This is a genomic window from Streptomyces sp. NPDC047017, assembly GCF_040644175.1.
Taxonomy (GTDB): domain Bacteria; phylum Actinomycetota; class Actinomycetes; order Streptomycetales; family Streptomycetaceae; genus Streptomyces.
The window spans coordinates 19,912-38,740 of record NZ_JBEYVW010000033.1 but is presented as its reverse complement, the minus strand read 5'-3'; the positions used below and the strand labels follow the sequence as shown (position 1 = coordinate 38,740).

The 18,829-nt window shown below is 74.7% G+C and carries 17 protein-coding genes; 2 read left to right on the top strand and 15 right to left on the bottom strand.

The window, feature by feature from the left end:
• Positions 1 to 39: 39 nt before the first annotated feature.
• The 7 genes from ABZ858_RS35855 to ABZ858_RS35825 form a co-directional block, all read right to left on the bottom strand.
• Positions 40 to 714, bottom strand: coding sequence for a response regulator transcription factor (locus ABZ858_RS35855; protein ID WP_361388754.1), 675 nt, complete (start codon positions 712 to 714; stop codon positions 40 to 42).
• Positions 711 to 2,204, bottom strand: coding sequence for a sensor histidine kinase (locus tag ABZ858_RS35850; RefSeq protein ID WP_361388815.1), 1,494 nt, complete (start codon positions 2,202 to 2,204; stop codon positions 711 to 713). Before ABZ858_RS35850 ends, ABZ858_RS35855 begins: the two co-directional genes overlap by 4 nt.
• A gap of 59 nt (positions 2,205 to 2,263) precedes the next feature.
• Positions 2,264 to 3,574, bottom strand: coding sequence for an acyltransferase (locus ABZ858_RS35845; protein WP_361388751.1), 1,311 nt, complete (start codon positions 3,572 to 3,574; stop codon positions 2,264 to 2,266).
• A complete protein-coding gene (locus ABZ858_RS35840; RefSeq protein WP_361388748.1) occupies positions 3,571 to 4,716 on the bottom strand; it encodes an alpha/beta hydrolase in 1,146 nt (381 codons plus the stop codon). The genes ABZ858_RS35845 and ABZ858_RS35840 overlap by 4 nt, the downstream gene beginning before the upstream one ends.
• A gap of 255 nt (positions 4,717 to 4,971) precedes the next feature.
• The gene (locus ABZ858_RS35835; RefSeq protein ID WP_361388745.1) at positions 4,972 to 5,898 is read right to left on the bottom strand and encodes an alpha/beta hydrolase; all 927 of its coding nucleotides are present in this window, start codon (positions 5,896 to 5,898) and stop codon (positions 4,972 to 4,974) included.
• A gap of 214 nt (positions 5,899 to 6,112) precedes the next feature.
• Positions 6,113 to 7,345 (bottom strand): kynureninase, encoded by a 1,233-nt coding sequence (gene kynU / locus ABZ858_RS35830; RefSeq protein ID WP_361388742.1) that lies wholly within the window; start codon positions 7,343 to 7,345, stop codon positions 6,113 to 6,115.
• 115 nt (positions 7,346 to 7,460) lie between these two features.
• A complete protein-coding gene (locus ABZ858_RS35825) occupies positions 7,461 to 8,321 on the bottom strand; it encodes a tryptophan 2,3-dioxygenase family protein (protein WP_361388739.1) in 861 nt (286 codons plus the stop codon).
• Positions 8,322 to 8,486: 165 nt separating this feature from the next.
• On the opposite strand from ABZ858_RS35825, the gene ABZ858_RS35820 reads away from it, so the two are divergent.
• On the top strand, positions 8,487 to 8,906 hold the full coding sequence (locus tag ABZ858_RS35820; protein ID WP_361388736.1) for a DUF3151 domain-containing protein: 420 nt from the start codon (positions 8,487 to 8,489) through the stop codon (positions 8,904 to 8,906).
• Positions 8,907 to 9,027: 121 nt separating this feature from the next.
• On the opposite strand, the gene ABZ858_RS35815 is transcribed toward ABZ858_RS35820, so the two are convergent.
• The 8 genes from ABZ858_RS35815 to ABZ858_RS35780 form a co-directional block, all read right to left on the bottom strand.
• Positions 9,028 to 10,635 (bottom strand): MFS transporter, encoded by a 1,608-nt coding sequence (locus ABZ858_RS35815; protein WP_361388733.1) that lies wholly within the window; start codon positions 10,633 to 10,635, stop codon positions 9,028 to 9,030.
• A gap of 180 nt (positions 10,636 to 10,815) precedes the next feature.
• Entirely contained in the window at positions 10,816 to 11,838 is a 1,023-nt protein-coding gene (fbaA, locus tag ABZ858_RS35810) for a class II fructose-bisphosphate aldolase (protein WP_361388730.1), read from the bottom strand.
• 143 nt (positions 11,839 to 11,981) lie between these two features.
• On the bottom strand, positions 11,982 to 12,530 hold the full coding sequence (gene pyrE, locus ABZ858_RS35805) for an orotate phosphoribosyltransferase (RefSeq protein WP_361388727.1): 549 nt from the start codon (positions 12,528 to 12,530) through the stop codon (positions 11,982 to 11,984).
• 10 nt (positions 12,531 to 12,540) lie between these two features.
• A complete protein-coding gene (locus ABZ858_RS35800; protein WP_361388724.1) occupies positions 12,541 to 13,329 on the bottom strand; it encodes an aldose 1-epimerase in 789 nt (262 codons plus the stop codon).
• Between the two features lie 62 nt (positions 13,330 to 13,391).
• Entirely contained in the window at positions 13,392 to 14,279 is an 888-nt protein-coding gene (locus ABZ858_RS35795; protein ID WP_361388721.1) for an SRPBCC family protein, read from the bottom strand.
• A 122-nt stretch (positions 14,280 to 14,401) separates the two neighbouring features.
• The gene (locus tag ABZ858_RS35790; protein ID WP_361388718.1) at positions 14,402 to 16,072 is read right to left on the bottom strand and encodes a polyamine aminopropyltransferase; all 1,671 of its coding nucleotides are present in this window, start codon (positions 16,070 to 16,072) and stop codon (positions 14,402 to 14,404) included.
• A 108-nt stretch (positions 16,073 to 16,180) separates the two neighbouring features.
• Positions 16,181 to 16,708 (bottom strand): DUF2617 family protein, encoded by a 528-nt coding sequence (locus ABZ858_RS35785; RefSeq protein WP_361388715.1) that lies wholly within the window; start codon positions 16,706 to 16,708, stop codon positions 16,181 to 16,183.
• A 405-nt stretch (positions 16,709 to 17,113) separates the two neighbouring features.
• On the bottom strand, positions 17,114 to 17,455 hold the full coding sequence (locus tag ABZ858_RS35780) for a hypothetical protein (RefSeq protein WP_361388712.1): 342 nt from the start codon (positions 17,453 to 17,455) through the stop codon (positions 17,114 to 17,116).
• A 129-nt stretch (positions 17,456 to 17,584) separates the two neighbouring features.
• Between ABZ858_RS35780 and ABZ858_RS35775 the strand changes: the two genes are divergently transcribed.
• Entirely contained in the window at positions 17,585 to 18,775 is a 1,191-nt protein-coding gene (locus ABZ858_RS35775; protein WP_361388709.1) for a pyridoxal phosphate-dependent aminotransferase, read from the top strand.
• Positions 18,776 to 18,829: the final 54 nt, after the last annotated feature.

Sequence of the window (18,829 nt, the reverse complement as noted above, 5' to 3'; positions counted from 1 at the left end):
CCTCTCAGGTACTACGGGTACGCCCGCGGGGGTCCGTGCTCAGTAGCCGGTGGGCCGCACCAGCCCCGACTCGTACGCGAACACCGCCGCCTGGGTGCGGTCCCTGAGCCCCAGCTTGACCAGAATGCGTCCGACATGGGTCTTCACCGTCTGCTCGGCCACGACGAGGCGTTCGGCGATCTCCGCGTTGGACAGGCCCTGGGCGATCAGCGCGAGCACCTCCGTCTCCCGTTCGGTCAGCCCGCCGACGCGCGCCTTCAGCGGGCCGCGCGGTCTGCCGTTCATCCGGGAGAACTCGGCGATCAGCCTGCGGGTGATGCCCGGCGCCAGCAGCGCGTCACCGGCCGCGACCACCCGCACCGCCTCGGCCAGCTGGTCGGCGGAGGCGTCCTTCAGCAGGAAGCCGGACGCGCCGGCGCACAGCGCCTCGTACACGTACTCGTCGAGGTCGAAGGTGGTGAGCACCAGCACCCGCGTGCCCGGTGCGTGGGCCGTGACCTGGCGGGTGGCCTCGATCCCGTTCAGCTCGGGCATGCGGATGTCCATCAGGACGACGTCCGGGGCGAGTTCCCCGACCCGGGCGACGGCCTCCCGGCCGTCCACCGCGTGGCCGATCACCTCGATGTCCGGCTGGGTGTTGAGCAGGACGGTGAAGCCCTGGCGGACCATCTGCTGGTCGTCGGCGATGAGGACGCGGATGCTGCCGCTGCTCATGGTCTGTCTTCTCCTGTCGGGGGCGGCGGGCCCGGAGCGGTCGTGTCCTGCGGGGTGCCGGCCGTGTCGTGCGGGGTGCGGGGCGTGTCGTGCGGGGTGCGGGGCGTGTCGTGCGGGGTGCGGGGCGTGTCCGGTGGGGTGCGGGGCGTGTCCGGTGGGGTGCGGGGCGTGTGCGGTGGTTCGAGGACGAAGACGGGAGAGCCGGCCGGGTCGGTGTGCACGACGGGCAGGACGCAGGGGCCGGGGTCGGTGAGGGGGGCGGTGCCGTCGCGGGGCAGGAAGGCCGTGACGTTGAAGCCGCCGTGCAGGGTCCGGGCCGCGCTCACGTGGCCGCCCAGCATCGCCGCCCGTTCACGCATCCCCAGCAGGCCGTGACCGGCGCCCGGCGAGGGCGGGACGGGCTGCTGCGGACGGGAGTTGATCACACTCAGGCACAGGCCGTCGGGTATGTGGGTGATCTCCACGCGGACCGTCGAGCCGGGGGCGTGCCGCAGGGCGTTGCTGAGGGCCTCCTGGACGATCCGGTACGCCGACAGCTCCACGCCGGGCGGATAGGCCTGCGCGCGGCCACGGGAGTCCTCGATCTCCAGGGCGACCGTCAGTCCGGCGGCCCGGGTGTTCTCCACCAGGGCGCCGAGCCGGTCGAGGGTGGGCTGCGGGCCCCGCGGCGCCGCACCGGGGCCCGGTTCGCCGAGGCCGTAGGGGTCCTCGGGGTGGGGCGAGCGCAGCACGCCGAGCACGCGGCGCAGCTCGGCGAGCGCCTCCAGCGCGTTCTGCCGGATCCCGGCGAGGTTCTCCTTCAGCTCGTCCGAGGGGTTCTCGGTCAGGTGCGGGGCCACCTGCGCCTGGATGGAGATGACCGACATGTGGTGGGCGACCACGTCGTGGAGTTCGCGGGCGATGCGGCTGCGCTCCTCCAGGAGAGTGCGGCGGGCCCGCTCCTCGGCGGTGAGCGTGGTCTGCCGTCCCAGTGCCGCACGGGCCTCGCGGCGGCCGCGCAGGGCCGCGCCGAGCACCACCACGACCGTGGACATGAGCACCGCGGGGATCCCGGTGGGCTGGTAGTTCACCGCGCCCCACAGGCCCTCCAGGACATAGGTGACCAGCGCGGACACGGCGAGCGCCTCGACGGCGACGCGGGCGCGCACCCGCAGGGCGAGCAGCAGCAGCACGAGGAGGTGGCCGATGAGCCCGGCCGACGTCCAGGGCCAGGGCCGCAGGTAGCCGGCCGTCAGCCGGTCGTGCAGCGCGACCGCCGTCACCACCATGACCGCCGTCGACCCCCACCAGGCCGCGACGGGCCGCCACAGCGCCAGCGCCACCGCGCCGCTCTGGCCGAACGAGATGAGGAGCACGTACGGGAGGGCCAGTCCGCCGCCCTCGCGGAGCTGGGCCGGGCCGCCGACCAGGACCCCGGCCGCGGCCAGCCACACCAGGCCGTGCGGCAGCCGGCGCAGCCAGGTGGAGGGAGGCAGCGGGTCCGCCCCCATGGCCCACAGATCCTCGCGCAGCGTCCGCAGCACCCGCCGGACGCGGTTCTCCCCTCGGCTCACGCGTCCACCCTAGGTCCTGGCGCGTGCCCTGCCTTCGGCCGGTGGCGGCGGGCCAGGAAGGAGCGGCGGCGGACGGCGGCGTGTTCGCAGCCGTGGAACGCCGTCCAGCAGACGGCCAGGACCAGCGCGAAGACCGGCAGCCAGGCCAGGCGGTACGCCACCCAGTCCAGGCCGTCGGGGAGGGTGTGCAGACCGGGCAGCCGGCCCGCGAGGAGGCCCAGGGCCGTGGTCGCCATCATGGCGGTCTGGTGCCAGAGGAAGATCGTCATCGCGGAGAGGTTGACCAGGGCCACCGCCGCCCAGGCAAGCGGGCGGCGCATCGCGCGCCGCAGCCGTTCGCGCAGCAGCAGCGCCAGGCCGCACTGGGCCAGGCCGAAGGTGACGGCGGCCAGCGTCGGCGGGTCCAGATTGGAGACCGCGGCACCCGGGACGCCGACCATCGACGCCGGGTAGCCCGCCCAGGCGACGAGTGCGGCGGTCGCCGCCGCGCCGCCGCCCAGCAGCAGCGCGCCCGCGCGGCGGCTCTCCAGTTCGCCGCGGGTCCAGGCCGCGCCCAGGGTGTACGGCACGAGCCAGCCGGCGGGCAGGTTCAGCCAGCCGAGCCAGCCGGGGGCGCCGAGGGCGAACCGCAGCAGGTCCACGTGCAGGACGATGGCCAGCGGCCACAGCGGACTGAGCCGGGTCAGCAGCGGGGTCGCGGCGGTCAGCGCGGCGAAGACCAGCAGGAACCACATCGGGGAGAGCGCCAGTTTGACCAGGGCGCGGACGGTGTCCGGGTCCGCCCCGGACAGCAGGAGCGCGGCGGCGGCCGTCGCCCACACGGCCAGCACGGCGGCGGCCGGCTTGCCCAGGCGGGACAGGCGGGCGTACAGCCACTGCGGGTAGCCGACACCGCGGGCGCGGGCCGACAGCTGGCTGCGGGTGGCCACGTGCCCGCCGACCAGGAAGAACACGGCGAGGGTCTGGAAGGCCCAGGAGACGGGTGTGAGCCAGGGCATGAAGTGCAGGGGACTCGCGGTGTGCAGCGTCGGGCGGGGGTGCGAGCGGGCGTCCCCGACCAGCGCGGTGACCAGCCAGTGCCCCAGGACCACGCCGAGGATCGCGCACGCGCGCAGGGCGTCCACCGCCCGGTCCCGGTGCGGCGGGGTGAGGGCGTCGAGGCGGCGGGCGGCGGCACGGACCCGGGCGGGACGCGGAAGCGTGCGGGGGCGGCCGGATCGGGGGAACGCGTGGGGGCGGCTTGATCGGGGGAGCGTGCGGGGGCGGCGGTCGGTCACCTCGTACCTCTTCACCGCGGACCTCTTCACCGCGGACCTCCTTCACCGCGTACCGCCTGCGTGGTGCCCAGGGCGATCCGGGCCAGGTTGGCCAGGGACGGGGAACCGGCGGTGAAGTAGGCGCTGTGGCCGCCGTCGCCGGCCGGGAAGATCCGGGCGCCGAAGGCCGGGTCGACGGGGTCGGTGCCGAAGCCGAGGGTCGTGCCGAACAGGTCGGCGCGGACATGCGGCACGTGCGCCACCCAGTCGTCGGCGCCGCGGGCCGCCCAGACGCGGGCCCGGGTGTGCAGCGCCGCCACCGAGCCGGCGCCGGTGCCGGGGCTGCCGAGCAGGACGATGTCGGACACGTCCAGTCCGGCGGCGGCGCGGCCGCACACCACCGAACCGTAGGAATGGCACACCGCGGTGACCGACGCCCCGGGGCCGGTCACGCCCCGCAGTTCACCGATCAGCCGCCGCAGGCCCGGGGCCGCCTGTTCGGCGCGGCCCGTGGTGAGGACCGTGGTGCTGACCGTCTCCGGCGTGGTGTAGCCGAGCCAGGCGACGACCGCCGGGTGCGTTCCGGCGGGGGCCCGGCGGGTCAGCTCACGGAAGAGGCCGAGCGCGTCCGCGCGGAAGCGGCCGTAGGTGTCGAGCGAGGTGTCCGAGCCGGGGACGAGGACGGCGACGCGGTCCGCGTGCGCCAGGTCGCCGAACACCTCCGTGGCACGGCCCGGGCCCCGGCCGTCGAAGGAGAGCAGCCGGCGGGCGGGGGAGGCCAGGCCCCGGTCCGTGGCCGCGCGGTCCGCGTCGCCGTGCGCGGCGGCCATGCGGGAGGCCTGTGCGGCGTTGGCGCGGTTGGCCGCGTAGGCCGAGGCCAGGGTGGCGGATGTCGGGGCGGCGAGCACCGCCGGTGCCGGGGCGGGGATGCGGGGGCGGGCCGCCGCCGACAGCGGCACCACCACGGCCGCGATGACGAGGGCGGCGAGCAGCGCGCGGAGCCGGCGGCGCGAGCGCCGGGCGGGGCCTCCGGTCCATCGCGCCACCGCCCCGGGCGCCCGCCCCTGGCCTGCCTCGCCCGGTATGCGCTCCCCGGGAGTGTCCTGTACGCGCTCCCCGGGTGCGGCCCGTACGCGCTCCCCGGCCGCGCCCCGCGCCCGCTCCCCGGCGATGACCGCCGTATCCGCCCCCATGATCCGCCTCCCCCTCCGCTGCACCCGCTCAACGGGCTCGACTGGAAGGGAAATTACGGATCGGCCGGTGTCGTTCGCGTCCCGCCCGGGGACTGTCCTCGGATGTAGCTCTCAGGTACTACGGGTATGACGGGGCGCCGTGCGCCACCGGTGAACCGGGGTTCGACGAGACCCCGTTCACCACGGGCCCGCCGAGACCCCGTTCACCACGGGCCCGCCGAGACCCCGTTCACCACGGGCCCAGCGCGACCCCGTTCACCACGCCAGCTGCGCGATCTCCTCCGCCACCACCGCGCACGCGTCCGCCGCCGGGTCGATCAGGGGGAAGTGGCCGACGTCCTCCAGGAGGGTGAGGCCCACGGCCTCACCGGCCTTCGCCGCCGCGTCCGCGTACGCCTCCGCCACCGCCTGCGGCACCACCACGTCCGTACGCCCCTGGACCACGGTCGTGGCGATCCCGGAGGGCAGCAGCAGGGCGGGATCGGCGTACGGCCGGCGCTCGGCGAACCGGTCCGGGCCGCCGAGGAGTTGCGTGGCCGCGCCCCCGCACACGCCCAGTTCCCCGGCGGTCTCGAAGTCCGCGATCGGCGCGAGGGCGACCACACCGCGCAGCGCGGCGGGCCTGGCGGTGCGCCAGGGCGCGTCGGCGGGCAGGACGTGCCGGGCCGCCGCCCACAGGACGAGCTGGCCGCCCGCCGAGTGGCCGGTGAGCACCGTGCGCCGCGCGTCGGCCTGCGGGAGCGCCTCCCGTACGAGCGCGGGCAGCGCGTCGAGCGCGGCCGCCACGTCGTCGAACGTCTCCGGCCAGCGGCCCGCGACCGGACGGCCGTCCGCCGCCTCCCGCGCCGGGCCGGCGGCGCCGCGCCGGTACTCGACGTTGGCCACCGCGAAGCCCCGGCGCGCGAGGAAGTCCGCGAAGGGGGTGATGTGCCGGCGGTCGTACGGTGCCCGCCAGGCACCGCCGTGCAGCACCACGACGAGCGGCGCGGACCCGGACGGCACCGGCGAACCGGTGCCGCGCGGGGCGTAGAAGTCGATGACCTGATCGGGGTGGTCGCCGTAGGCGGCGGTGGTGTCCGGGTCGACGGGCGGCTGCGAGAAGGCCGACTCCTCCTCCGCCGCGGCACGCGCGGCCGCGTCACGGCCGGCGGGGTACTCCGGTTCTGCGGCGGCGTCCGGCATGGTCAACCTCTCAGCGGCGAAACGTACTTGACGGACGAGGCGGGGTTCGGCCGTTGGCGGGGACGGTACCAGGCCGATGACGTGCGCCGACACGCGGATGTCACGCTGGGTGAGGCCAAGGCGGGTGGTGCGGCGAAGGGACCGCCGCCCCTCCGCCTACACCTACCCCTCTCTCCGTCTCTTCGCTTACGCCTGTCCTCTTACGCCTGTCCGCTTACGCCTCTCCCCGCACCTCCCCCGTCACTTCCGCCAGTACCTCCGCCAGCACCCGCGCCGCCCGTTCCACGTCCGCGAAGCCGACGTAGAGCGGCGTGAAACCGAAGCGCAGCACGTCGGGGTGGCGGAAGTCGCCGACCACCCCGCGCTCGATCAGCCGTTCCATCACGGCCCCGGCGTCCGGGCAGCGCAGGGCCACCTGGCTGCCCCGCTGCTCGTGCGGCACCGGCGTCACGTTCTGCACGCGCCCGGCGGGCACGTACGCGTCGACGCACTCCAGGAAGAAGTCCGTCAGCGCCAGGGACTTGGCCCGCACCGCCTCGATCGGCACGCCGTCCCAGACGTCGAGCGCCGCCTCCAGGGCGAGCAGGGAGAGGATGTCCGGTGTGCCGACCCGGCCGCGCGGGGCGCCCTTCGCCGGTTCGTACTCCTCCCGCATGCCGAAGGGGTCGGCGTGCGAGTTCCAGCCGGGCAGCGGCGAGTCGAACCGTTCCTGCAGCTCCCGGCGGACGTACAGGTACGCCGGTGCGCCCGGGCCGCCGTTGAGGTACTTGTACGTGCAGCCGACCGCCAGGTCCACGCCGTGCTCGTCCAGCCCGACCGGCAGGGCGCCCGCGCTGTGGCACAGGTCCCAGACGGCGTACGCACCCACCGCGTGCACGGCGGCCGTCAGGGACGGCAGGTCGTGCAGGCGGCCGGTGCGGTAGTCGACGTGGTTCAGCAGGACCGCGGCGGTACGGCCGGTCAGCGCGCCGGGCACCTCGTCGGGCGTCACCGGCCGCAGGACGCAGTCCGTCATCCGGGCGGCCGAGCGGGCGATGTACCCGTCCGTGGGGAAGGTCGTGACGTCGACCAGGATCTCGTCCCTGCCGCCGTCACCGTGCTCGGTCTCGCGGGCCATCCGTACCGCCGCCACCAGCGCCTTGAAGACGTTGACGCTCGTCGAGTCGCCCACCACGACCTGCCCCGGCGCCGCGCCGACCAGCGGGGCGATCCGGTCGCCGGTCCGCTCGGGCGCGCTCCACCAGCCGCTCTCCTCCCAGGACCGGATACGCAGCTCGCCCCACTGGCGGCGCACCACGTCCGCGACGCGGTCCGGTACGTTCGCCGGGAGCGCGCCCAGCGAGTTCCCGTCCAGGTAGACGGCCTCGTCGAGGACGAACCGCTCCCGCACTCCGGCGAGGCCGTCGGCGGCGTCCAGCCGCTCCGCCCGCGCCGCGAGGTCGGACACACGCCCGTTCACAGGCCCGGACGACCGCTCGGGCGACTGCTCGGACGGTCGGTCGGACGACTGCTCGGACGGCCGGTCGGCCAAGCTCTCAGGCAGGCGCTCAGGCAGGCGGCGCTCAGACATGGGACCTCGCCGTCCACAGCTCGGGGAAGACGTTCTTCTGGGCCCGCTTCTCCAGCCAGGCCACGCCGGCCGAGCCGCCCGTCCCGGCCTTGGCGCCCATCGCGCGCCGGGTGGCGACCAGATGGTCGTTGCGCCAGCGCCACACCAGCTCGGCCACGTCCGTCAGCGCCTCGCCGAGCCGGGCCGCCTCGGCGTCCGCGTCGCCGCGGTAGAGCGCCGTCCAGACGGCCTCCACCTCCTCGCGGGGCTCGTAGCGCAGCGACACGTCGCGGTGCAGTACGGCGTCCGGGATCGCGTGCCCGCGCCGGGCGAGCAGCCGCAGCACCTCGTCGTACAGGCTGGGCTCGTGCAGCGCCTTCTCCAGCTCGGCGTGGGCGCGGGGCGCGCCGCGGTGCGGGACGAGCATCGACGCGGACTTCTCGCCGAGCAGGAACTCCAGCCGGCGGTACATCGCGGACTGGAAGCCGGAGCCCTCGCCGAGGGCACCGCGGTAGCTGTTGAACTGGGCCGGAGTGAGCTGTCCGAGCGGCTTCCAGGAGGCGTTCAGCGCTTCCAGCTCCCGTACGGACCGCTTGAGCGCGGCCGTCGCCACCGGCACGTCGTCCGCGCGCAGGGCGCGGGCCGCGGTCTCCCACTCGTGCACGATGACGGTGAACCACAACTCCATGACCTGGGTGGTGACCAGGAAGACCATCTCTCCGGGGTCGTCGGAGAGGGTGTGCTGGAGGTGGGTGAGCACGTCCGCCCTGACGTAGTCCTCGTACGGCGTGGTGCCCTCGAAGTCGAGATGCGGGGTCTCGGGCTCAGCGGCGGCCGCGGCGGGCCTGGGGGTCGGTTGAGCCTGTTGGGACATCGCTGTCTCCTGCATGTACTCCGGGTAGCGGTCCGCCCCTGCCGATGCCGGCACGGGGGCCCCGGTCCCCACCGGCATCCTGCGCACCCCCGGCGCGGACCGCAAGGCCGGACGACGCCCCGCACAGCCGCCCGACCGCTCGTCGCCGAGTGGCAGACTGCTTCCATGACCACGCACAAGAACCTGCTCGGCGGCCCGGACCCGACCTACCTCCCGGAGAACGAGGAGGCGTACCGCCTGCTGGCCGAAGAGGCACTGGCACCGGCCGAGGTCGCGGCGAAGCACCCGACGTATTCGCCGGCCTGGGCGCAGCTCGCCGACGACGCCTTCGAGGCGGGGCGGGTGGTCGAGTCGTACGCCTACGCGCGCACCGGCTACCACCGGGGCCTCGACCAGCTCCGCCGGGCCGGCTGGAAGGGGCACGGTCCGATCCCCTGGGACCACCGGGCCAACCGCGGCTTCCTGCGCTGCCTGGCCGCCCTGGCCCGCGCCGCCGGACAGATCGGCGAGACGGACGAGGCGGCGCGGTGCTGGGAGTTCCTTCAGGACAGCAGCGCGGAGGCGTACGCCGAACTCAAGCGCTGAGCGCGGCGGCCGCGCCGCGAACCCGTATGCGTTCCGCGGCCTCCCGGACCGCGGAACTCAGGGACCGCGGAACTCAGGGACCGCGGAACTCAGGGACCGCGGAACTCAGGGACCGCGGAACTCAGGACGGCCCACCAGCACCGCCCGCGCCCCCGCCCCGATCCACACCGCCCGCGCCCCCGCCCCCGCCCGCGCCCCGATCCACACCACCACCGCCCGCGCCACCGCCCTCACCAGGGCCCGTGTCCCCACCCCCGCCCCGCCCCGGCTCCAGCGGCGGATGCGTCACCGAGCCGTGGGCGTGGCACTCGGGGCGGCGGCAGTCCGTGACCGGGCGGCGGACCGTCGCGCAGGCGAGCGCCGCCCCCGCCACCAGCACCCCCGCGCAGATCGGCATCGCCCGCCGGAACGCGGCGTCGAAGGCGTCCGCCGAGCGGTACGCCTCCGGTCCCATCCCGGCCAGCAGCGGCAGCGCGGCCACCGCGACGAGGCCGGCGGCGCGGGCCGATGCGTTGTTGATGCCGCTGGCCAGCCCGGCCCGGGAGGCGTCGACCGAGGCGAGGACGGTGGCGGTCAGCGGCGCCACCAGCGTCACCATGCCCGCGCCCATGACCAGCAGCGCGGGCAGCACGTCGGTGAGATAGCCGGCGTCCTTGCCGACCCGCAGCATCAGCAGCATCGCGGCCGCGCACAGCAGCGGTCCCACGGTGAGCGGGACGCGCGGGCCGATGCGGTCGGCCAGGGCGCCCGAGCGGGCCGAGAACAGCAGCATCAGCACGGTCGTCGGCAGCAGGGCGGTGCCCGCGCCGAGCGGCGAGTAGCCCGCCACCACCTGGAGCTGGAGCGCGGTGAGGAAGAAGAAGCCGCCGAACGCCGCGTACACGCACAGCGTGACCAGATTGACCGCGGTGAACTGGCGGGAGGCGAAGATGTCCGGCGGCAGCATCGGGTCGGGGCGGTGTCTCTCGACGTGGAGGAAGGCGACCGCCGCGGCCAGCCCCGCCGCCGCGCTCAGCGCCACCGCCAGGGTGCCGCCCCGGGCCTCGATGAGGGCGTACGTCAGCAGGGCGAGGGCCAGGGCGCCGAGGGCCGCGCCGGTCACGTCGAAGCGGCCCCGCCCGCGCGCGCCGGCCGACTCCGGGACATGGCGCAGGGCGACCGGGACGCACAGCAGGGCGAGCGGCACGTTCAGCAGGAACACCCAGCGCCAGCCGGGCCCGGACACCAGCCAGCCGCCCAGGAACGGGCCGACCGCCGCGCCGATGCCGCCGAACCCGGACCACAGGCCGACCGCCCGGCTGCGGTCCTCGGGGTGGAAGGACGCCTGGATCAGGGCGAGCGAGCCGGGGGTGAGCAGCGCGCCGCCGATGCCCTGGAGGGCGCGGAAGGCGATCAGCAGCCCGGCGGTCGGGGCCAGCCCGCACAGCAGGGACGCGGCGGCGAACCACACCACCCCGAGCACGAAGACCCGCCGCCGTCCGTAGCGGTCACCGAGCGAGCCGCCGAGCAGGATCAGACCGGCCAGCGTGACCATGTACGCGTTGACCGTCCACTGGAGGGCCGCCAGGCTCGCGTCGAGATCGCGGCCGATGCGCGGCAGCGCCACGTTGACGACGGTCGAGTCCAGCATGGCCATGCTGGAGCCGAGGACGGTGCTCAGCAGGACGCGTCTGCCCTGCGCGGAGGCGAGCCGGACGCCGGGCGTGCTCCCGGACATGACGTCGGGCATGCCCCCAGGTATACAGCGGGCCCGGCGGCTCGGACAGCCACCGGGCCCACTCGGGCTACCGTTTGCCCGATCCCGCCGCTTGCTCGGTCTCGGTACTTACCGACCCCGATACTTACTTGGCCCCGGTACTTGCTTGGCCCCGGTACTTGCTTGACCCCGGCGCCTACTTGCCCCCGGCGCTTACTTGATCTTGGTGCCCGCCGAGCGCAGGTTCTGCGTGGCCTCGACGACACGCTGGGCCATGGACGCCTCGGCCAGCTTGCCCCAGGTGCGCGGGTCGTAGGCCTTCTTGTCGCCGACCTCGCCGTCGATCTTCAGCACGCCGTCGTAGTTGGCGAACATGTGACCGGCGACCGGGCGGGTGAAGGCGTACTGGGTGTCGGTGTCGAGGTTCATCTTCACCACGCCGTTCTCCAGCGCGGTGCGGATCTCCTCCTCCGTGGAGCCGGAGCCGCCGTGGAAGACGAAGTCGAACGGGGACTCCTTGCCGAACCGGGCGGCCACGCCCTGGTTCAGCTCCTTCAGCAGGTCGGGGCGGAGCACGACGTTGCCCGGCTTGTACACGCCGTGCACGTTGCCGAAGGAGGCGGCCAGCAGGTAGCGGCCCTTCTCGCCCAGGCCCAGGGCCTCGGCGGTGCGGACCGCGTCCTCGACCGTGGTGTAGAGGGAGTCGTTGATCTCGTGGGAGACGCCGTCCTCCTCGCCGCCGGTCGGGGTGATCTCGACCTCAAGGATGATCTTGGCGGCGCGGGCCTGCTCCAGCAGCTCCTGCGCGATCTGAAGGTTGTCGGCGAGGGTCTCCGCGGAGCCGTCCCACATGTGGGACTGGAACAGCGGGTCCAGACCGGCCTCGACGCGCTTCCTGGACAGCGCGAGCAGCGGGCGCACGTACCCGTCGAGCTTGTCCTTGGGGCAGTGGTCGGTGTGCAGCGCGATGTTGACCGGGTACTTCTCGGCGATGATGTGCGCGTACTCGGCCAGCGCCACGGCACCGGTGACCATGTCCTTGCTGTACTGGCCGCCCAGGAACTCGGCACCGCCCGTGGAGATCTGGACGATGCCGTCGCTCTCCGCCTCCGCGAAACCGCGCAGGGCCGCGTTCAGGGTCTGCGACGACGTCACGTTGATGGCCGGGTAGGCGAACTTGCCTGCCTTCGCCCGGTCGAGCATCTCGTTGTAGACCTCGGGAGTTGCGATGGGCATCTGTCCGCTCCTTGTATGTGCGGGGTGCGTGGTGCGTGCTTACGGCCCTGACCTAGGGAGTGACGTCATCGTCGGCCCCATCTTCGCAGACGGAGCCGGCTGCTCCGGCCATCCCTGTCCAGCCTGTGGATAACCGTCCCGCCTCAGTCCAGGCCCAGGTCGTCCTTGGAGTACGCGAAGACGTAGGGCACCCCGGCCTGTTCGGCGACCGCCTCGGCCGCGCCCGTCGCCCGGTCCACGATCGTGGCGACCGCGACGACCTCGGCGCCGGCCTCGCGCAGCGCCTCCACGGCGGTCAGCACCGAGCCGCCGGTGGTCGAGGTGTCCTCCACGGCGAGCACCCGGCGGCCCGCGACCTCGGCGCCCTCGATCCGGCGCTGCAGCCCGTGCGCCTTGCCCGCCTTGCGCACCACGAACGCGTCGAGCGTCCGGCCGCGCGCGGCGGAGGCGTGCAGCATCGCGGTGGCCACCGGGTCGGCGCCCAGGGTCAGCCCGCCCACCGCCTCGAAGTCCAGGCCGGCGGTGAGGTCGAGCATGACCTGGCCGACCAGCGGGGCGGCCGCACCGTCGAGGGTGATGCGGCGCAGGTCGATGTAGTAGTCGGCTTCCTTGCCCGACGACAGGGTCACCTTGCCGTGCACCACGGCCTTGTCCTTGATCTGCTGCAGCAGCTCGCCGCGAACGTCGCTCATGGCAGTCAGCTTAAAGGCGGCGCCAGGCCCAGGTCGTCGTGGCCTCCAGCGGTTCCAGGGGCGTGACCAGGCGCGGCTGGGTGTTGAGGCCGTTGGGCGGGCCGGTCTGCGGCTCCACGCACACGGCGGCGTCCTGCTCGTCGTAGACGACGACCCACTCCTCGGGGCTGGTCACCTTCAGCTCCAGCAGTCCCGGCCAGGTCAGCGTGACGTCGACGCCGCCGGGCATGCCGAAGCAGTCGTCCCACGGGCCGGGCTTCGGGTCGGTGCGCAGCCCGGTGGGCAGGTGGTCCGCGCCGCGCTCCTCCTGCCAGGCGGGCGCGAAGTCCAGCTCCGCGTCCCGGCCGTCGAGGTTCCGCCGGAACCACGGGTGCCAGCCGATCTGCGCCGGGAAGGAGGAATCGTACGTCTCCACGGACATGGTCAGCGTCAGGGCGTCCTCGGTCAGGGTGACCGCCTGGGTGACCCGGCCGGGGTAGGGCCAGGGTTCGACGAGGTCGTAGGTGATCACCGCCTCGCCGGCCGAGGCGCGGGCGGTGCGCCAGACGCCGTCGCGCGCGGTGCCGTGGATGGCGTGCGGCGGGGAGTTGAGCGGCATCCGGTGGACGGTGGCGCCGTCCAGGAACCGGCCGTCGCGGGTCCGGCCGCACCAGGGGACCATCGGGAAGCAGCCGAACGTGTCGCCCTGGCGCAGCAGTTCGTGCCCGGCCACCCGGAGCCCGCCGATACGGCCGCCGTTGCCCGGCCGGACGGTCGCTTCCGCGTCACCCGCGGTCAGCGTGATGTCTTCGTTACTCACGGGACGAGGCTACTGGCCCGGTCGAGGACGTGTTCCGCCCGCGGGGCCGCCGGCGGCATGTCTCACCGGCGGCGCCGGAGCGCCCGGCCCACCACGATCGCCGACGCCACGACCAGCGCGGCGGCGGGGGCCGCCCAGCGCAGGGTGGGGCCGGCGGAGACGGTGAGCGGGGCGGGAACGGGGGCGTAGCGGCCGCGCGGCGGGGCGTGGTCGACCTCCTCGGCGCTGCGCCCGATCATCGTCCGCCGCGCGTGCGCGGCCTCGGCGGGCGGCTCGGCGTCGAAGTCCCCGGCCGCGAAGGGGGCGAGGCCTTCGGCGGCCGAGGATTCCGGGGGCCCGGAGGATTCCGAGGGCCCGGAGGATTCCGGGGGCCCGGAGGATTCCGAGGGCTCTGGGGACTCCGGGGACTGCGAGGACTCGGGGGACACCAGGGGCTCCGGAGACTGGGGGGCCTCCGGTGACTGGCCGGCCTCCGGTGACTCCGCGGGCTCCACGGCCTCCGGGCGCGCGCCCCCCGCTCCCAGGTTCTCCGCGAAGCGGCTCAGCAGCCGGGCCACGGCGGACCGTACGGCGTCCGGGGCCAGCTCACCGACCCGGCCACCGGCCGTACCGGTGCCCTCGAAGACGAGGGTGGCCCTACTCTCCCCGGCCCCGGCCCCGGCCTCCGCCTCGACGACCCGCACCGTGACCGCGAACGTCACCGTCCCGCTGCCGCGGACCTCGCTCGCCTCCCCCTCGGCGGTGTACGTGCCGTCGGGGCGGGCCAGCACCCGCACGGCGCCGCGATAGGTGATGGAGTGACCGCCGATGCGCACCTTCAGGCGCCCGGCGACGGGCTCGGTGCCCGCGTCCTGCTGGAGTCCGGGCAGCGCCCGGGCCACCTGTGCGGGGTCGGCGAGCGCCGCCCGCAGCCGCTGGACCGGGACCGGGACGAACACCTCGTGCTCCATGTCAGCCGAGACTACCGGTCCCGCCCCCGTCGGTCAGTGCCACCGGACGACCCGCACCGCCGGCACCGCCCGCACCCACCAGCACCACCCGCCGCCCACTCCATCCGCACCACCATGCCGCCTCACTCGCCATACCGCGGATGGACGAGCGTCGAGGCCGGCAGGCCAGGCACCCGGGTGCGGGCCGCCGCGCGGACGTCCGCGGCCAGCGACCGCGGGGTGAGGGTGGCCGGACGCGGCGCCCGCGGGTCCAGGCGCGGCACCGGGGGCGTACGGGCGGCCAGGACGAAACCCCAGTCGCCGGGCGCGTGGGAGGCGCCGGCCGCGCGGTCGGGTCCGGCGGCGAAGTCCGTGTCGCGGCCGTCCACCCGGTAGGGGGCGGTCCGCAGCCCGGCCGCGCGGACCGTCGCCTCCACCGTCCAGAACACGCGCGCGCGGGAGGCGACCGGACCGGCGTGCACGGCGAGGCGGCCGCCGGGCGCCAGGGCGCGCCGGACCAGGCTGTAGAACTCCTGTGCGTACAGCTTGCCGCTCGCCGTGATGCCCGGGTCGGGCAGGTCCTCGATCACCACGTCGTACGCCGCCGCCGGCGCCCGGCGCAGCCACGCGAAGGCGTCCTCGGTGCTGACGCGGACGCGCCGGTCGCCGTAGACGTGCCCGTTCAGCCGGGACAGCGCCGGATCGGTGCGGGCCAGGCGGACGACGGCCGGGTCGAGTTCGACGACGTCCACCCGGGCGACGCCGGAGTGGCGCAGCACCTCGCGGGCGGCGAGGCCGTCGCCGCCGCCGAGGATCAGCACGCGCGCGTGCGGGCCGGTCATCGCGGGACGCACGAGCGCCTCGTGGTAGCGGCGCTCGTCCCGGCCGTCGACGCGCAGCCGCCCGTCGAGGAACAGGTCCAGCGGGCGGCCCCGGATGCCGCCGGTGAGGACGATCTCCTGGACGCCGGTCCGCGTCGCCACCCGCACGTCACCGCCGTACACCGCGTGCCGTGCGGCCTGTTCGAAGTCGTCGACCAGGGCGGCGGCCGAGGCGAGCAGGCCGAGCACGGCGAGGTTGGCGGCGAGCAGCAGCCAGCGGGCGCGCCGGGTCAGGTCGCGCCGGAACAGGCCGAGCACGAGGAAGCCGCCGGCCACGACGTTGACCGCGCCGGTGAGCAGCGCGCCGGTCAGCTGGCCCAGCCGGGGCAGCAGCAGGAAGGGGAAGGCGAGGCCGCCGACGAGCGCGCCCACGTAGTCGGCGGCGAAGAGGTCGGCGACCGCGCCGCCCGCGTCCTGCCGCCGGATGCGCTGGATCAGCTCCATCAGCAGCGGCACCTCGGCGCCGATCAGCAGTCCCATGGCGAGCGAGAAGGCGACCAGCAGGCAGCGCGGGCCGTCCGCCCACAGGCCGCCCCAGGCGCCCGTCCAGGCGAAGACGGCGTACAGGGCCATGGCGCTGCACCCGCCGACGAGCGCGAGCGACGCCTCGATCGCGCCGAAGCCGACGGCGGCGTGCCGGCGCAGCCGCTTGGCGGCGAGCGAGCCGATGCCCATGGCGAACACCATGACGGACAGCACCACGGACGCCTGGGTGACCGAGTCGCCCATCAGGTACGAGGCCAGCGCGACCAGTTCGAGTTCGTACACCAGGCCGCAGGCCGCGCAGACGAAGACGCCCGCGAGGACGAGGAACCGACCGGTCGCCGGCCGCACGGGCAGCCTCGCGGGGCGGCTCCAGGAAGGCACCGGACGGGACGGGTCCATGTCCGGCGGGGCCGTGCCGGGCGGGGCCGGAGCGTGCTGTTCGATCACAGGAGTGACGTTACGTCACAGGTCTGGCACGCTTCGTCACCCACACGTGTGGGGACAGGTGTTCGCGGCGCGTCCGGTGTTTGGGGGCGCCCGGAGGCCCGGGACGGCTCAGTCGACGAGGAGCGGCGCGGACCGGCGCACTCCCACCCGGGTGCGGGTCGCCACCAGTTGTCCGTCCTGCGGATAGGCGTGCCAGGTCCGCCAGTGCACCTGGTCGCCGTGGCGCTGGGCCAGCAGGGCGGTGAACGCGTGCGGACTGCCCGGGAAGACGCCGGCCAGGCCGTGCGGGTGGTCGGAGACGAGGGCCAGCAGTTCCTGCGCCCGGCCGGCGAACGAGCCCGGCGAGAGTTCCTCGACGCGCGCGGCGAACTCGTACTCCCAGTCGTCGACGCGTTTGGCGACGCCGAGCGGGAGGGGGGTGCTGGAGCCGGCGATGCACGCCACCGTCTCCGAGCAGGCGCCGCTCTCCTCCTCCAGGAGGACCTGATGGGAGGCGCCCAGGAGTCTCAACTGCATTCTCGCCCCGGACAGTTCCAGGTCGAGCGTGGCCAGTGCGGGCAGCGGCTCGCGCCCCAGGGCCCAGGCGAGGTCGGCCGCGCGCGTGTCGGTGTAGGAGGTGTTCAGGGTCGTGAGCATGGATCGACTCCGCAAGCACGCAGGAGAAAAAAGGGGAGTGGAGTAAGGGCCGGCGCACCCGGTCGACACGGGGGCAGCAGCCCGGTCAGCCCAGTTCAGAAGTGGGGTGAGCAGGACATCCAGCGGGCTGCGTCGGTGAGTTAGAGAGAACCACGAACGGCGGTGTCGGCACAGCGTTTTTACCCAACTTCGGAGGGTTTCCATCCCTCCGAGGGCTCACCTGCTCAACTGTTCAACCACGGGGTGCGCCCGGGCGCGCACCCCGGCGCGCCCCGCGGCGCACGCGGCGGCGCCCCAGCGGCCACAGCAACCCCCGCCGCCCCGCTCCCCCGTCCCGTCCGGCCCCCGCCGCTCCTGCCATCCCGGCGGGCCCCCGCTCCCCCGGCCGTCCCGCTCGGCCCCCGCTCAGCTCCCGCCGCACCCGCCGCCGCACGACGAGCCGCAGGAGGACCCGCCGCACGAGGAGTGGCCGCCGCAGGAATGTCCCCCGCACGAGTGATGCCCGCCCGAGTGGCCACCCGAGTGATGCCCGCCCGACGACGAGCCCCCGTCGCTGGAGGCGCCCCCGTCGGACGCCCACCAGCCGGTGCCCGACGCGCTGCCCGCGCCCGCGCTGTACGACCGCACCCGCCGCCCGTTCTTGGACAGCCGGACCTTGCGCCCGCCACGCCGGCCACCCCGCACCGCGGAGACCAGGCCGCCGGCGAACACCACTGCGACGACCACCAGGACGATGACGAAGACCATGGCGCCCCCCTCCTTCCGATTCCCCCGAAACGGCCCCCCGTGGGCGTCTCGCTCATTGCGTGCCCCGGAGATGCCCGGCCGCCGCAGCGGCCAAAGCACACTTGAGGAACTCCAGAGCTTCGGCGCAGGATGGCCGCCATGACCTCCAGCGCACGCCCTTTCCTCAACCGCCGGCTCGCCGAGTTCGGGACGACGGTCTTCGCCGAGATGTCCGCCCTGGCCATGAGTACCGGGTCCATCAACCTGGGGCAGGGCTTCCCCGACACCGACGGCCCCGAGGAGATCCGCGAGGCGGCCGTGCGGGCGCTGCGCGACGGCCGCGGCAACCAGTACCCGCCGGGCCCGGGCGTCCCCGAACTGCGCGCCGCCGTCGCCGCGCACCAGCTCCGGCGCTACGCACTGGCGTACGACCCGGACACCGAGGTGCTGGTCACGGCGGGCGCGACCGAGGCCATCGCCGCCGCGCTGCTGGCGCTGGTGGAGCCCGGGGACGAGGTGGTCGCCCTGGAGCCGTACTACGACTCCTACGCGGCCTGCATCGCGATGGCGGGCGGGCGGCGGGTGCCCGTGACCCTGCGCCCGCACGAGGGCGCGTTCCGCCTCGACCTCGACGAGCTGCGCGCCGCGGTGACCGACCGGACCCGGCTGCTGCTGGTCAACACCCCGCACAACCCGACCGGCACGGTGCTCACCCGCGAGGAGCTGGCCGCCGTCGCCGAACTGGCCGTCGAACGCGACCTGCTGGTGGTCACCGACGAGGTCTACGAGCACCTGGTCTTCGACGACGCCGAGCACGTCCCGCTCGCCACGCTCCCCGGGATGCGCGAGCGCACGGTCACGATCGGGTCCGCCGGCAAGACGTTCTCGTTCACCGGCTGGAAGGTCGGCTGGATCACGGCCGCCCCCGGCCTGGTCGCCGCGGTGCGCTCGGCCAAGCAGTTCCTGACGTACGTGGCCTCGGGGCCCTTCCAGTACGCGGTCGCCGAGGCGCTGGCCCTGCCCGAGTCGTTCTTCGCCGCCTTCCGCGAGGACATGCGGGCCCGGCGGGAGGTGCTGGCCGCCGGGCTCGCGGAGGCGGGCTTCGCGGTGTTCCGCCCGGCCGGCACCTACTTCGTCACCACCGACATCCGCCCGCTCGGCGAGAGCGACGGCTTCGCCTTCTGCCGCGCCCTGCCGCAGCGCGCGGGCGTGGTCGCCATCCCGAACGCCGTCTTCTACGACCACCGCGAGGAGGGCGCCCCCTTCGTCCGCTTCGCCTTCTGCAAGCGGAAGGGTGTGTTGGAAGAGGCGGTTGCCCGCCTCAAGCGATTGGCGGTCTGACGGGGGGCGCGAAAAGAGCGCCGCCGGTTCGCTCCGGGTGCGGGACCTGCTCCA

Bases quoted from the DNA above. Each gene is read 5' to 3' on its own strand.
- ABZ858_RS35855 (WP_361388754.1), bottom strand. From the start codon at position 714: ATGAGCAGCGGCAGCATCCGCGTCCTCATCGCCGACGACCAGCAGATG.
- ABZ858_RS35850 (WP_361388815.1), bottom strand. From the start codon at position 2,204: ATGGGGGCGGACCCGCTGCCTCCCTCCACCTGGCTGCGCCGGCTGCCG.
- ABZ858_RS35840 (WP_361388748.1), bottom strand. From the start codon at position 4,716: ATGGGGGCGGATACGGCGGTCATCGCCGGGGAGCGGGCGCGGGGCGCG.
- ABZ858_RS35835 (WP_361388745.1), bottom strand. From the start codon at position 5,898: ATGCCGGACGCCGCCGCAGAACCGGAGTACCCCGCCGGCCGTGACGCG.
- ABZ858_RS35825 (WP_361388739.1), bottom strand. From the start codon at position 8,321: ATGTCCCAACAGGCTCAACCGACCCCCAGGCCCGCCGCGGCCGCCGCT.
- ABZ858_RS35820 (WP_361388736.1), top strand. From the start codon at position 8,487: ATGACCACGCACAAGAACCTGCTCGGCGGCCCGGACCCGACCTACCTC.
- ABZ858_RS35815 (WP_361388733.1), bottom strand. From the start codon at position 10,635: ATGCCCGACGTCATGTCCGGGAGCACGCCCGGCGTCCGGCTCGCCTCC.
- fbaA (WP_361388730.1), bottom strand. From the start codon at position 11,838: ATGCCCATCGCAACTCCCGAGGTCTACAACGAGATGCTCGACCGGGCG.
- pyrE (WP_361388727.1), bottom strand. From the start codon at position 12,530: ATGAGCGACGTTCGCGGCGAGCTGCTGCAGCAGATCAAGGACAAGGCC.
- ABZ858_RS35795 (WP_361388721.1), bottom strand. From the start codon at position 14,279: ATGGAGCACGAGGTGTTCGTCCCGGTCCCGGTCCAGCGGCTGCGGGCG.
- ABZ858_RS35785 (WP_361388715.1), bottom strand. From the start codon at position 16,708: ATGCTCACGACCCTGAACACCTCCTACACCGACACGCGCGCGGCCGAC.
- ABZ858_RS35780 (WP_361388712.1), bottom strand. From the start codon at position 17,455: ATGGTCTTCGTCATCGTCCTGGTGGTCGTCGCAGTGGTGTTCGCCGGC.
- ABZ858_RS35775 (WP_361388709.1), top strand. From the start codon at position 17,585: ATGGCCGCCATGACCTCCAGCGCACGCCCTTTCCTCAACCGCCGGCTC.